At 61.8% G+C, this 13,651-nt stretch carries 12 protein-coding genes; 7 read left to right on the top strand and 5 right to left on the bottom strand.

Annotation, left to right across the window (positions count from 1 at the left end):
- The first annotated feature begins 4 nt into the window (after positions 1-4).
- Positions 5-2,053: a response regulator gene (locus EN850_RS14230; protein WP_281407274.1), complete on the top strand. Its 2,049-nt coding sequence runs from the start codon at positions 5-7 to the stop codon at positions 2,051-2,053.
- Positions 2,054-2,284: 231 nt separating this feature from the next.
- Here EN850_RS14230 and EN850_RS14240 read toward each other — a convergent pair whose 3' ends face one another.
- The 3 genes from EN850_RS14240 to EN850_RS36835 all read right to left on the bottom strand — a co-directional run bounded on the left by EN850_RS14240 (position 2,285) and on the right by EN850_RS36835 (position 5,938).
- Positions 2,285-3,652, bottom strand: a complete 1,368-nt coding sequence (locus EN850_RS14240) for a hypothetical protein (RefSeq protein WP_136091570.1) — start codon at positions 3,650-3,652, stop codon at positions 2,285-2,287.
- Between the two features lie 46 nt (positions 3,653-3,698).
- The gene (locus tag EN850_RS14245; RefSeq protein WP_136091571.1) at positions 3,699-5,525 is read right to left on the bottom strand and encodes an AAA family ATPase; all 1,827 of its coding nucleotides are present in this window, start codon (positions 5,523-5,525) and stop codon (positions 3,699-3,701) included.
- Positions 5,526-5,617: 92 nt separating this feature from the next.
- Positions 5,618-5,938: a hypothetical protein gene (locus EN850_RS36835; protein WP_246689206.1), complete on the bottom strand. Its 321-nt coding sequence runs from the start codon at positions 5,936-5,938 to the stop codon at positions 5,618-5,620.
- A 273-nt stretch (positions 5,939-6,211) separates the two neighbouring features.
- Here EN850_RS36835 and minC point away from each other — a divergent pair, with 273 nt between their 5' ends.
- From minC to EN850_RS14270, 4 genes are all read left to right on the top strand, one after another.
- The gene (minC, locus tag EN850_RS14255; protein ID WP_136091572.1) at positions 6,212-7,057 is read left to right on the top strand and encodes a septum site-determining protein MinC; all 846 of its coding nucleotides are present in this window, start codon (positions 6,212-6,214) and stop codon (positions 7,055-7,057) included.
- Positions 7,058-7,227: 170 nt separating this feature from the next.
- Complete coding sequence (gene minD, locus EN850_RS14260) at positions 7,228-8,043, top strand: septum site-determining protein MinD (RefSeq protein WP_127870298.1); 816 nt, start codon at positions 7,228-7,230, stop codon at positions 8,041-8,043.
- Positions 8,040-8,312, top strand: a complete 273-nt coding sequence (minE, locus tag EN850_RS14265) for a cell division topological specificity factor MinE (protein ID WP_027144293.1) — start codon at positions 8,040-8,042, stop codon at positions 8,310-8,312. The genes minD and minE overlap by 4 nt, the downstream gene beginning before the upstream one ends.
- A gap of 398 nt (positions 8,313-8,710) precedes the next feature.
- Complete coding sequence (locus tag EN850_RS14270; protein WP_135919423.1) at positions 8,711-10,174, top strand: hypothetical protein; 1,464 nt, start codon at positions 8,711-8,713, stop codon at positions 10,172-10,174.
- An 83-nt stretch (positions 10,175-10,257) separates the two neighbouring features.
- Here EN850_RS14270 and EN850_RS14275 read toward each other — a convergent pair whose 3' ends face one another.
- Both EN850_RS14275 and EN850_RS14280 read right to left on the bottom strand, forming a co-directional pair.
- Positions 10,258-11,499: an ATP-binding protein gene (locus EN850_RS14275; RefSeq protein WP_127870300.1), complete on the bottom strand. Its 1,242-nt coding sequence runs from the start codon at positions 11,497-11,499 to the stop codon at positions 10,258-10,260.
- On the bottom strand, positions 11,496-12,224 hold the full coding sequence (locus tag EN850_RS14280) for a response regulator transcription factor (protein ID WP_127870301.1): 729 nt from the start codon (positions 12,222-12,224) through the stop codon (positions 11,496-11,498). Before EN850_RS14280 ends, EN850_RS14275 begins: the two co-directional genes overlap by 4 nt.
- Positions 12,225-12,433: 209 nt before the next feature.
- Between EN850_RS14280 and EN850_RS14285 the strand changes: the two genes are divergently transcribed.
- Both EN850_RS14285 and EN850_RS14290 read left to right on the top strand, forming a co-directional pair.
- Entirely contained in the window at positions 12,434-13,126 is a 693-nt protein-coding gene (locus EN850_RS14285) for a hypothetical protein (RefSeq protein ID WP_136091573.1), read from the top strand.
- A 122-nt stretch (positions 13,127-13,248) separates the two neighbouring features.
- Complete coding sequence (locus EN850_RS14290; RefSeq protein ID WP_136091574.1) at positions 13,249-13,596, top strand: hypothetical protein; 348 nt, start codon at positions 13,249-13,251, stop codon at positions 13,594-13,596.
- The last annotated feature ends 55 nt before the right edge of the window (positions 13,597-13,651 follow it).

The raw sequence follows: 13,651 nt of genomic DNA on the forward strand, positions 1-13,651 counted from the left end.
CGCGATGGAAGCAGATAACAGCGAACTATTCGAAAAGTCGCTGCCGGTTCGCGTTCTCGCTGTCGACGACGACGAGCGAAATCTCCTTGCCATAGAGGAGGTCCTTGACGGAGTGGGGCAAGTGATTTGCGCCAAGTCGGGCGAAGAAGCACTGCGCTTTCTGCTCAAGGAAGACTTCGCCGTCATTCTGCTGGATGTGCTGATGCCCGGTCTCGACGGTTACGAAACCGCTTCGCTGATCCGGAGGCGCGAGCGTTCGAACAACACACCGATCATCTTCCTGACCGCCATCAACAAGGAAGAAGCGCATATGTTGCGCGGCTATGATGCCGGCGCGGTGGATTATCTGTTCAAGCCATTCGACCCGGTGATGCTGCGGTCCAAGGTCATGGTCTTCGTCGATCTCTATGAGAAGACGAGGGAAATCGAACGGAATGCGGCTCGGGAGCAGCTGCTGCTTGAACGGGCGCTGAAGGCGACGTCCGACAAACTCGATGCCGAGCGGGCGCTGCGGCATTCCGAGGCCCGGCAGGAGACGATCCTCGCTTCGCTGCCGATTTGCTTTCACGCCCGCGCGGCGCAGGCGCCATACGCGGCGAGCTATGTTTCCAAAGGGGTCGAGCGGTTAACGGGATTTTCTCCGGACCGTTTCATCGCGGATTCCGATTTCGGCATCGGCCGGGTCCATCCCGCGGATCGGGACGCGGTGACAAGATCGCTTTCGGCTGCCCACGAGACAGGCTCTTATGCTTGCGAGTTCCGCTGGCGATGCGCCAATGAGGAATACCGGATATTCTTCGACCAGGGTGTGGTCGCCAGGAATGGCGCCGGGCTCGAACTGCTGGGTACCATGCAAGATATTACCGAGCAGCGCCATCTGGAAGGCCAATTGCTGCAATCGCAGCGGCTCGATGCAATCGGCAAGCTGACCGGCGGACTTGCGCACGATTTCAACAACCTGCTTGCGGCGATCCTTTCCGGGCTGAGCCTGCTCGAAAGGCAAGTGACGCTCGACGGCAAGGCGGCCCAGGTTCTCGACATGACGCGCCGCTCCGCTTCTCAGGGCAAGGATCTCATCCAGCGCATGCTCGCCTTTTCAAGGCGCCAGGAATTGAAGCCGGTTGCCGTGCGCATGTCGAGCCTGGGAGACACGATGACCGGCCTGGTGGCGCCGATCCTGGGCGGTTTGGTCCGCTTCGACTGGCATGTCGGTGACGACATATGGCCGGTGCATGCGGATCCGGCACAGCTCGAGCTTGCCTTGATGAACCTGGTCTTCAATGCCCGCGACGCGATGCCTTCTGGAGGGACAATCTCCGTCAGGGCCGACAATCGCAGCATCGGCCACACCGACCAGGGGCTTGGCGCGGGCGACTATGTCAGGCTTGCGGTCGAGGACACCGGGACAGGTATCGCCGCGGATCTGATCAGCAAAGTGATCGAACCGTTCTTCACGACAAAGCCGATCGGCAAGGGCACGGGCCTAGGCCTCAGCACTGTCTATGGTTTCGCCACGCAGTCTGGTGGCACGCTCAGGATAGACAGCGAAGTTGGCCACGGCACCACCATGGAGCTTTGGTTGCCCCGCTCACGCGGGACGCAAGACGTCGCTGCCAGGGACGGGCCTGTTTTCGAATCCAGTACCGTCACGAATTCCGGCGCGGGCCTCCCGGCGACGGTCGAGGAAGAGTTGCCGACTGTTCTGCTCGTCGACGACAGTCAGTCCCTGCGGGAGTTGACGGCGATGTCGCTGCGGCAATCAGGTTTCGACGTGACGGCGTTTTCCGGCGGCGCCCAGGCTCTGGCCGCCATCGAAAAGGAACCGGAGCGCTTCGACGTCATCGTAACCGACTTCGCCATGCCGCTCATTTCGGGCATCGACGTCATCCGCTTCGCCCGAAGCCTGCGCGCGGATTGGCCAGCGCTTATCGTCACGGGCTACGCCGATGCCGAGAAGATCTCGGATCGCCCTCACGACGTGGCGTTGATAAGCAAACCTTTCGAAGATGCCCATCTGGTTGCTGCCATTCGATCGGCTTCGCGTCGCCGCTGATATTTTGCTTCACGGGCAGCCGCGCCGCGCTGGACCGCTCCCGCACCAGGAAGCTGAAAGACGGAAAATACCGGCTTTATTCAAGGAAGAAGGACGAGAAGACGGGCAAGCGCCGGAATTTGGGGACGTTCGATTCGCGGGAAGCGGCCGAGAAGCATGAACGAGAGGTGCATTATTTTAAGCGGGGGTGATGGGTGAATACCAAACAGGCGGCATCTGGCCCCTTTGGCATCAGTCGAACCCTGGCTCCCAATGCATGCCTTGTCTTCCGTGGCCCTCCGGCGATACTAACATGTGGTCGGGTAGCGGCCAGCGCGTACGGTGAGACCCGATTTTGTAAGGCACCATAGTTTCGGTAATAGCCCAACTCTCATTCCTTCTGGTGGTTGCTTCAGGTACGAAGTAGTTCCCGTATACCCAGCGTAACCGAGAGTTGCGAGGTTCGAAGAAGCGAGCTTCCATTCTGTTGTACAGATGGCGCATGAAATCGACACGAGAACCAGCGTAGGTTTCGATACCGACATGAATTGCGCTTGGTCGATCTAACGGTAACTGGCCCTCAGCGTCGGCCAACGTCCTACGGAAATGCCGTCCCTTTTGAAGCATCGCAGGGCGTGACTGGCTCCACCACGACACAACGCTCGCGTGGTAGACTGCGTCGGCGTATTCTGGACGTTTGGTCCATGGTCGCCATTTGGCTGCCATACTGTGATCGGCGTCATGGTCAACGCGGCCAGCCAAGAGTTCAATCATCCGCGTGCTGCCAAAATAGACATAGTCCTTGCTTAGAATCTTTCGTGCAAGTTGCCAGTTAACGGGGCGTACCGATCCGGTTGCTATCTCATCGTCCCAAGGGGTCAACGACTGGCGTTGGATTGCGGATCGCACATGTCCAACAAGGTATTCGGTGGATACTTCAGCAAGTTCAACTTTATACCGTATATCAACGACTATAGATTCACCGGCCTCAAGTGAAATGGCATGAATCGGCTCGGCTAGTTTGTTTCCAAGCAACTTCTCACGTGCTGCATAAGGTGACGGCATAAGTCGCTTGCACTCGATGGCCCATCGACTTCCCGGTCGATAAACATTTAGGTCAGGCGTCCTCCCATATCCCGGGGTTTCGGGCACGAATTCCACTCGATGCCAACCACCCCGTCGATATGCCAAAGCCACCAACAATTCATAGATTCCGCTATCAGGCTGACGTCGATCCGAAAGCATTATGCGCGCGGCGCGATCCTCGGCATTCTTCACGCTGAGCAGGAGAGCGAGTTCCTTACCGATTCGCGTAAAAAAGGGCACGACGCGCATTGCCCCCTCTGGGGTCCAGAATAAGCGGTCGGTGGCAAAGGTTTCTGCTTGGAGAATATACCATGCAGCGGCATCCGAGGGGTCATATAAAGTGACCTGCGTCTCGCATCCCTCTCGCACCTTTTCTCGTGCTGCGATCAGGAAAGCCTTGGCTGCATCCAAGCGCCGCTCCATTTCGACTCGCGGTACGAATGACTTGAGCCACGCGACGGCAAGCATAACGTCATCGTCACGCCAACCATGACCGGTGAGGGGGGCAGTCCAGTCGGGATCAATCTTCACCATTGATATACGAATCGTTCACGCTCTTTGAAAGGCGCAAAAAAGCACACTAATCACGCGTCACCGTAGCGACCAAGTTCTCAACGTAGTCTCGCAGCTGGGCAAGGCGATCGGGCCTGTGTTCGAGCATATGTTTCATCACAAAGAGCGTATCATTTTTCTTGGTGAAGGAGGCTCGATGGTTAGAGAGGTTCCCGCAGACCCGGGCGATGAGATTCGCTGCATCCACACGGGCAAGCCACACCTCGTCAGTAATGTCGTCTTTCCATTCTGCAATTCTAAATGGGCGCTCTCCTGCTTCTTCTCTCAATTTGGTTTCAACGATTTCTGGTGTGAGGGTTTCAGCGGACGCAGGATCTTTGCTTATGATGAACGCAGCGATTCCTGCTGGGTCTATCAAATAGCATTCCAAATGGCGTCTAGGCAGGAAATGGAGCAAGCCGCTTGAATCTCGCGTCATCTTTGCCTTTTCCTCTTCGGTCAGCTTTTCTGTGTCGAAGCTAAATAGAACTGACACAACCAGCATTGCAGCTGCCGAGCTAAGTCGGTTGTAAACCTCGTAGACGATGGCAGGATCACGCTTGTTACTGTTGAAATCACCCGTTGCTGCGACTGACGTGATTATTGTCCCTCTAGGTATCGGTCCAACTAGCTGCTGATATAGATAAGGGAAACAAAGTTCTTCTGTCGGACCTTCGACCCATATGACTCTTTCTGCAGCAAATACATCTGCCATAGATACGCCTAGGTGCTCAGCTACCTCGCGAAATTTTCCTACGTCATCAAGGCTCAGTCGTTCGACCGATGAGTCGTAACCTATTCGCTTGACGAGATGAATGGTGTTCGGATTGCTGAAACCGATCACCTCCGGCGCGTGCGTCGAGATGATGTATTGATGATTTGCGTATCGCGTCTGCAAAATGCGAAGCAGTGCCTTCACCGCTGCTGGATGCAGGAAGCTATTGATCTCGTCTATTATGATCACGGCCCTGTCAATTGTCATAATTGCCGTTAGAAGCGCAATCACTTGGGATACGCCCGTCCCGCTAGAGTTTAGGGGAAAGCTAAGTTCTACCTGCTCCATCGCTTCAGTGGGCCAGACGCGCACCTCTAGATTATTGTTGTCTGGTCTGGTTCTGACGCTGAGATTGCCAACTGTTTGAAATATCTCTCGAAGGTGATTGATCAGTTGACGAAAGACGTCACCTCTCTCGCCACTCAATGTGTGTAAAACGTTTGGCAAATTGCCTGCGTTTGGTCGTAGACGCGCAGAGTGACCATAGGCGGACTCTCCGATTGTCATGCGTTCGGCGGCGAAATAAAACATTTCGCTTTGCCATGCGCTGAATAGTAACGTTGGTAAACTATCACTGGATGACGAATTAGAGCCAATATTTATCTTCAGGTCTCCATTGTCTGCCTGAAAAATACCGGAAAAACTTTGACCTTCTTTTTCACGAATAAACAGATTGTGCGAAGGATATTGCGCCCTAAACCCGGCGGAAGGCCCCCGGTTAACGGAGATCAAAATTCGGGACCTATCAAAAAAATCCTCCATTGTCGGAGATAAACGCTGATCAGGTAGCTTAGTTTGGGGAATGTAGTGCTGGCCGCCCAGTCTCAACGCCCATTCCCCGATTTCTGGGCCGCTGGCTTCGACAACAATGCTGGTCTCAGGTTCTGGCAGCCGAAATTCTTTCCACTTTTCCGGTGTACGGTGTCTGTCATTCGGAAGCTCCACAAGTAGAGCGCGCAGCAAAGCGCTTTTTCCCGCGTTATTCTGACCAATAATAATGTTCATCCCGTTGGCGAGAAATATATCACCAGAATCATCAAATGACTGAAAGCCCTTAACTCTGAATTGTACGATTTTCATATTCAGCCTGTGTGTTGCGAATATAATCTCTACCTAATTTTTTTAAGGGCGGATGAGGTGCGTCGCTGGCCTCTCTTTTTGAGAGCTTTATATTACGTCTTCGGCGCGCCGCACCGCCCCTTCAGAATGGCAATCTCCGCCTCATGATCGCCACCAGACATTGACGCCACCGGCACACCAATCAGAAACACCCCAAGCGCATCTCCCGTCGAAGCCTTGCTCTGCTGATTGGATGTGACTGCCAGGCGCTCTCTGTCGGCCTGCGTGCAGGGCCGTGAATTTGGAATTCCCGCTATCTTTTCTGGTGGCGTGGCGCATCCGGTCGGCGCAGCCAATATCGACACTGTCAAAACAGTCCGTTTCATAATCCCCCCAATGCCCAATAAAATCCCGGCGGCAACATTGCTCAGCACAAGAGGCCGCGCAAGTATTCTTCCCCTGACGGCACAGGATTATTCTTGGGGCATTTTGCGTTGACAGCGGCGCAGAGTGGACGTCCTTTCACGATCGGTCTCTCTGCTGGTAGTGTCGCAAGGATCGAGGCTCGCGCCTCTGCGAAGTCGTCCCGTAGGCGTGTCGCTCCATGGCTTAGCCAACCCAGTTCTTATCCATCGCGATCCGCAAAATTAACCATTCGTTAACCATTAGCCCCCTAGCGTTTACCTCTCAGTAAGGATTCGCCAGCCGTGACCTTTGCCGCCCCCCTGGAGACCAAATCCATTCGTTTTCGCGCCCGTTCGTTCGTGGCCTTCACGCTCACTCCGGAGGCGCCGATCGGGGCTTGGCTGGAGGGGCTGGATCATTGGATCGGCAATTCGCCGGGCTATTTTGCCGGGCGGCCGGTGGTGCTCGATCTCAATGTGCTGAAGCCCGAGGTCGCCGACATCGCGCTGCTGGTCGCTTCGCTCGGCGCGCGCGGCATCCGGGTCTATGCGATCGAGCTCGAAGGCGCTTCGCTCGGGCTTGACCTGCCGCCGCTGCTCTCCGGCGCCAAGGAGGCGACTTCGGACGGCCTGCTTTCCGGCCGCAAGGGCAAGGCGGAGACGGTGGAAGAAACCGGCAGACTGGAGACGGTGTTTTCGGACCGTGGCAAGGACGCCGGCAAGCCGGACGAGGGCAAGACCGCCGAAATCAAGGTCGAGACTGGCAAGGGCAGGGCGGCGAAGGCTGGACAGGACGCCGGCGCGACTGACGCGGTGCAGGCCGGCACGCTGATGGTCAAGTCGCCGATCCGCTCGGGGCAGTCGATCTTCCATCCGCATGGCGATGTCATCGTGCTGGGTTCGGTCGCGTCCGGCTCCGAGATCATCGCGGCGGGCTCGATCCATGTCTATGGCACGCTGCGCGGCCGCGCCATCGCCGGCTCGCAAGGCAACCGGTCGGCGCGCATCTTCTGCCGCAGGAACGAGGCGGAGCTGATTTCGGTCGATGGCTGGTACACGACGGCCGAAGAGATGGAAGGCGTCTCGCGCGGCAAGGCCGTGCAGGCCTTCCTCGAAGGCGACATGCTCGCCGTCGTGCCGCTGAACTAGGGCGGCGGGATGCTTGCGCCCGGCTTCACGGTTCCGGCCCGGACAGGCGCCGAGGCACCATCGCCGCGCGCAAGCCTCGGACCGGTTTCGGATGGCATGATGGCAGGCTCTGACAACAGCCGTGCGGCGCACGGCGCAACAAACGACAACAGGCAACGGAGGCTTTTTCCATGGGCAAGGTAGTGGTCGTCACATCGGGCAAGGGGGGCGTCGGCAAGACCACCTCGACGGCCGCGCTGGGTGCCGCGGTCGCCAAGACCGGCAAGAAGGTGGCGCTGGTCGATTTCGACGTCGGCCTGCGCAATCTCGACCTGATCATGGGCGCCGAGCGGCGCGTCGTGTTCGACCTCGTCAACGTCATCCAGGGCACGGCCAAGCTGTCGCAGGCGCTGATCCGCGACAAGCGTGTCGACACGCTGTTCCTGCTGCCGGCCTCGCAGACGCGCGACAAGGACGCGCTGACGGAAGACGGCGTCGGCGAGGTGATCGACAAGCTCCGCTCGGTCTTCGACTATGTCTTCTGCGACAGCCCGGCCGGCATCGAGCGCGGCGCGCAGCTCGCCATGCGCTTTGCCGACGAGGCGGTCATCGTCACCAATCCGGAAGTGTCGTCGGTGCGCGATTCCGATCGCATCATCGGCCTGCTCGACGCCCGCACCATGCGCGCCGAACAGGGCGAGCAGATCGCCAAGCACGTGCTGGTCACCCGCTATGACGCGGCGCGCGCCGCGCGCGGCGAAATGCTGTCGATCGACGACGTGCTGGAAATCCTCTCGGTGCCGCTGCTCGGCATCATCCCGGAAAGCCAGGACGTGCTGAGGGCTTCCAACCTCGGTTCGCCGGTGACGCTGTCGGAACCGCTCAACAACGCCGCCAAGGCCTATCTCGAAGCGGCAAGGCGGCTGGAAGGCGAAGATTTGCCGGTGGTGGTGCCCTTCGAACGCAAGGGTTTCCTCGACCGTCTGCTCGGAAGGAGGGCCGCATGAGCATCCTCGACCTCTTCAAGCGGCGCACCAGCGCCCCGGTGGCGCGCGAGCGGCTGCAGGTGCTGCTCGCCTATGAGCGCCGCAGCCGTGGCCAGCCCGATCTCGTCTCCATCCTGCGCGAGGAGATCATGGCTGTGATCGCCAGGCATGTGCAGATCGACCAGGACTACCTCCAGGTCTCGATGGACCGCGGCGAGACCATGTCGACGCTGGAAATCGACATCCAGATCCCCAACAAGAGCGCCGTGCCGCTGGCCATGGCGGGGTGAGTTAGCACGACTGGTTCCTCGCCCCCACGTGAGTGGGGAGAGGTGGCCGCGAAGCGGTCGGAGATGGGGAGCGCGGCGCTGGCGGGTTCCCTCTGATCATTTCAATGCCACTCCGTCTCGGGCTCCGCCCGAGCCGCCTTGCCGGGGCGAGCCACGGGGCTCGCCCGTCCTTCGGCCCCCTCATTTCATGGCTGCGAGGAATTCCGGTCCGGCGGCGTCGGCGCCGCTCCCACCGACCAGCCCTCCACCGAAGTGGGCAGGGTTGCTCGGCATCCAGATCGCCAATGTGCTTAGTTCACGTTCGCTAACAGGGGCTTCCCCTGCGGAACAAGCGGGAGTAAGGATATATATTAGCAATTTGTTAAATATGCGATTGAGTATGCGTAGGGGAGTTCGCCATGAACTTCAAGAACCTGATCAAGCGTGCTGAAGACGTAGATAACGCACTCCAGGAGTTGCAGGACGATCTGGCGGACGCCCTGGATGCCAGCCTCGACAGCGACTACCAGACGCCAACGGGCGATGATGTCCCCGATGCCGCGTCAGCCGCCGATGCCTCGCCACCCCAGGCCGACGCGGCGCCTGCGGATGCCGCGGACGTTCCGGATGGGACGGGCAGCGCCGACACCGCCGAAACCACGCCGCGACTGACGCCCCATGCCCAGACCCGGCTGGCGGCGTTGAATGCCTTCGAAGGGATGTTCCACGACGCCAGGGACTATCTGGATGAGATCAACGGCAAATTGTCGGAAATCTCGACCTCGCACCATCTGACGCGCGAATTCCTCAACATCCTGCACACCGACATTCTTCGTGCCAATGAGCTGGAGCTCGCGAATGCCGGCCTGATCGCGGAGCAGAGAGCGCTGTCGGAAAAGCTGCACGACACGGCGGCGAAGCTGCGCGAGCGTGACGGCGCGTGCGAATTGCTGCAGCAGCGCGAGACCAGCCTGGTCCAGGACCGGGAGACGCTTCGCGCAACGCTTGCAGCTGTAAGGCTCGAACTTGCCGAGGCGGCCAATGCCAGCGCCAAGCGCGACGCGGAATTCGGTGACATCGCCAACCGGCTGACGGCCAGGACGGTCGAGGCCAACAGGCGCTTGCGCGAGAGCAAGATGCTGCGGGAAAAACACGTCACCCTGTCGGCCGAGCTCGACAAGGTGTTGAAGCGGGAGACCCAGGCGCGTCACAGGCTGGACGAGCTTTCGACGATCCACGCCAGCGAAGCGGCGCGGCTCGCCGAACTGCTGGCCGCGCTCGCAAGGAGCGAGAAAGAGGAGATGCGGCTGCAGAAGTCGCTCGAGGCCACACAGGCGAAGCTGGCGGAAAAGACCGAATCGGCCAGCATGATGGAAGGCGACTGGGAAGCCGAACGGGCTCGCGGCCAGACGGAAATGCGCGGATTGCGTTCCGAGATACAAGACCTGGAAACGCGGCTGGAGCGGGCCTCGAACGAGAACAGCGCGGCCGCCGCCGAGATCGCCAGGCTCAAGACCGAGCTGGACGACGCAGTGGCCGAAAAGATGATCGCCGAGGAAAGATTGTCCGCGCTCGCCAATGAGAACGAAACCGACAAGCTGAACCTCTCGAAAGCCAACGCCAATCTTTCGCAGCTCGCGCTGCAACAGGCATCGGAGGACATACAACGAGACGTCCAGCGGCAGGAATGCGAGGATCTGCGGGCCGAAATCGCGTCGCTCAATGCCCGGATCAAGGAATTGCTGCCCTACGAGCGGCTCCACAAGGCCACCAACGCCCGATCGCGTGAGGGCGAGGTGGTCGAGATCGCCACCGTGGTGGCCAAGAAAGCCCGTGCCACGGGCAGGCGGCCCATCCGCAGGACTCTGCGCGCCACGTCGTAGCGCGCCTCGCAGGCGCGGCCGCGGCCCCATTGCTTGGCAGCATCCAGGCTTTGGGCCGCCTTCCACCTTGCGGCATCGCGCAATTACACCGCCGCGAACACCACCGTCTGCGCCAGCCCGCCGCCTTGGCGGTTCTCCAGCGTCACGGTGCCGCCGTAGCGCTCGATGATTTCCTTGGCGATGGCGAGGCCGAGGCCGGCGCCGGGAATGAATTGCTGGCGGCCGGGGTCGACGCGGAAGAAGGGCTCGAAGGCCTTGTTGATGAGGTCGGGCGGAATGCCCGGGCCGACATCCGATATGGAGAGCACGGCGCGCCTGTCGGCGAGGTCGAGCGCGACCGTGCAGGCCTTGCCGTGGGTGGCGGCGTTGACGATCAGGTTGCGCAGCGCGCGGCGCAGGCCGAGCGCGCCGGCGCGCACCGAAACCTTGTCGAGATGGCCGATGGAGACGGAATGGCCGAGCGTGGCCATCTCGGCCGATATGTCGCGCACCATCTTTTCCAGATCCAGCGGCTCGACGGCATCCTGGTTGACCTCTTCGCGCACCAGGCGGATGGCGCTGTCGGCGATGCGGTCGAGCTCGTCGAGGTCGTGCAGCCACTTGTCGCGCTCTTCGTCGAGGAATTCGGCGCGCAGCCGCATGCGCGTCATCGGCGTGCGCAGGTCATGGCCGGCGGCGGCCACCAGCCGCATGCGGCTTTCCATGGCGGTCTTGAGTCGCGACGAGAGCTGGTTCAGCGCGTGCGCCGTCGCCTTGACCTCGGCCGAGCCCACCTCCGGCACCGGCGCCAGCACGCCGTCGCTACCGATCTTGGAGACAGTGGCCTCCAGCATTTCGAGCGGCCGGATCAGCACGGCGGTGAAATAGACGGAGACGGCGGTAGCGCCGGCGACGATCAGCGAAATCCAGCCGGCGAGCACCAGCCATTCGCGTTTGGGCGGATCGATATGGGCAATTTCCAGGACCGCCCAACGGCTGTCTGGCAGGCGCATGGAGGCTCGCTGGCCGGGTTCATCCGGTTTGTCGCTGATGACGGCCAGGGCGTCGAAGCCGCGACGGCGCAGCAGATCATTGAGCATTGCCGTCTCCTGCCGGTCCACCTTGCCATTGGCCGGCCGGTCGCTGAATTGCACCCGCAGCACGTCGGGTATGGGTCCCGGCAGCAGCCGCACCACGAGCTCCATCTGCTGGGCAACCCAGGGCACGACGAGTTCCGGCGGCGGCCCGCCGCCGCGCACGCTGATGACGGCGGCGGTCGCCAGGCCGACGACGCCGACGATCGAGGCAACCAGCAACAGGATGAGGCGGCGGCGCAGCGAGTTCACGCCTGCGCCTCCACCGTCTCGACGCGCGCGGTGAGCTGGTAGCCGCCATTGCGCACGGTCTTGAACAGCGGGCCGTCGCCGGTGTCGGCGAACTTGCGGCGCAGCCGGCTCATCAGCACGTCGACCGAGCGTTCGAGCGGGTCGCGCTCGCGGCCTTGCGTGAGATCAAGCAGCTGGTCGCGCGACAAGAGCCGGCCAGGGCGGTCGAGGAACACCTGCAGCAGGTCGAATTCGGCGCCGGTGAGGTCGACGGCCGCACCTTGCGCATCCGTCACCTTGCGCGTGTCCGGCTCCAGCCTGTAGCTGGCGAAGCGGTAGGCGCGGGGCGGCGGCGCGGGTGCCGCTTCCTCCGGCGTCGAGCGTCTCAGCACGGCGCGGATGCGGGCGGTGAGCTCGCGCGGGTTGAACGGCTTGCCGAGATAGTCGTCGGCACCGAGCTCCAGCCCGATGATGCGGTCGACATCCTCCTTCAGCGCCGTCAGCAGGATGACGGGGATATGCGGCTTGCGGTCGCGCAAGGCGCGGCAGATGTCGAGCCCGGACCCATCCGGCAGCATGACGTCGAGCACGGTCAGGTCGAACTGGCCCGAGGCCAGCTTCTGCTCGCATTCGCGCCGGTCGGCCGCCACCGAGACGCGAAACCCCTGACCGTCGAGATAGCGCCCGAGCAGCGTGCGGATTTCGCGGTCGTCGTCGACGACGAGGATGTGGGGTTGTGACTGCATTGCCGTGCCCTTTGCTTGGCGCCGATTATAGGGAGAGCGGCGCGCAAGCGGCATGGAAAATTGCAACGCAATGTTTCTGGCCCGGGGCGGGAAACATTGGGAAACAAATTGCCCTTTTGCGGAAACCTTCGGCAACACGCCGACGCGAAGCAGACAAACACGCTTCCTATCCTCCCGGCGTCCAAAGCATGGATGAAAGGAACACCGTCATGCGAAGCAGACTTCTTGCGCTCGGCCTGTTTTCCGCCGCCGCCATCCACCCCGCGCTGGCGGCGCAGCCCGGTCCGGGCGCGGCGCCCGGCGAGCCGCCGGTCATGGCAATGCAGCATGGCCCAGATCACGCCCCGATGCGGCATCCGCCGCAAGGATGGGGCCATCAGGGTCTTGGCCCGCACAGTTTCGGCCCGGAGGGTTTTGGCCCCCGCCGCATCGGGCCGCCGCCGGAATTCATGCTGGCCGCCCGGCTGGCCGCGCTCGAAACCCGCGTCGGCATCCGCAGCGAACAGCTCGACGCTTGGCGCGACTATACCAGCGCGCTGCAGGCGTTGCTGTCGCCGCCGCGGCCCGATCGTGGTCCGGGCGGCACCGCAGGGCCAGATGGCGGGCCGCAGGCGAAAGGCCCCGATGCGGGGCCTGCCGGCAAGCCCGATCCCTTCGCCTTCCAGGAAAGGTTGGCCGACGACGTCACGGCGCGCGCGGCCTCGGCCGCGAAGCTGAAGGACGCAATTGCCGAGCTGCGCGCCAAGCTCACGCCGGAACAGCTCGAGATCCTCGCTTCGGCGGAACGCCCCCTCGGACCACCCCCCGGTCCCTGGGGCGGCCCGCCGAATGATGCAGCCAGTCCGGCAGGCCCGCCCAATGAGGGCCTGATGATGCCGCCACCCCAGCCCGGGAATGGCTGATAACCTGACCGGCTGCGCCGGCCGGCCCCGGTACCCAACCCGTTCCCGGGCCGGCCGGTTTCCTTCCCGGGCCGGCTGATCGCGCCGTCCCTGGTTCTCCCCATGAGAATGAAGGCACGACAATGTGGGACGCCCTGATGCTGCTGCGGCTGATCGCATCGGCCAGCCCGAAGTTTTCGCTCGGCCATCCCGGGCGCGCCAGCCATGCGGCGCTGCCCGGGCGCGCCGGCCATGTGGCGCTGCCCAGGCGCGCCGGCCATGCGGCGCTGCCCGGGCGCGCCGGCCATGTGGCGCTGCCCGGGCGCGCCGGCCATGTGGCGCTGCCGGCCGACACGCTGAAGGGCGCCATCCGGCTGGCCTTCGCCGCCTGGCGCCTGTCGCTGCCAGTCTCGCATCATGCCAATGGCCACGGCAATCATGACCGCAAGATCGCGTCAGACCTGGCAAGGCGCTTGGCATGTCGGCGCTGATCGGCATAATGACGCGGGGGCATCGCGGCCAGCCACTCGATCCTCGAGTGGGCGC

It is taken from the genome of Mesorhizobium sp. M8A.F.Ca.ET.207.01.1.1, assembly GCF_004794715.1.
In the GTDB taxonomy this organism is placed as follows: Bacteria; Pseudomonadota; Alphaproteobacteria; order Rhizobiales; family Rhizobiaceae; genus Mesorhizobium.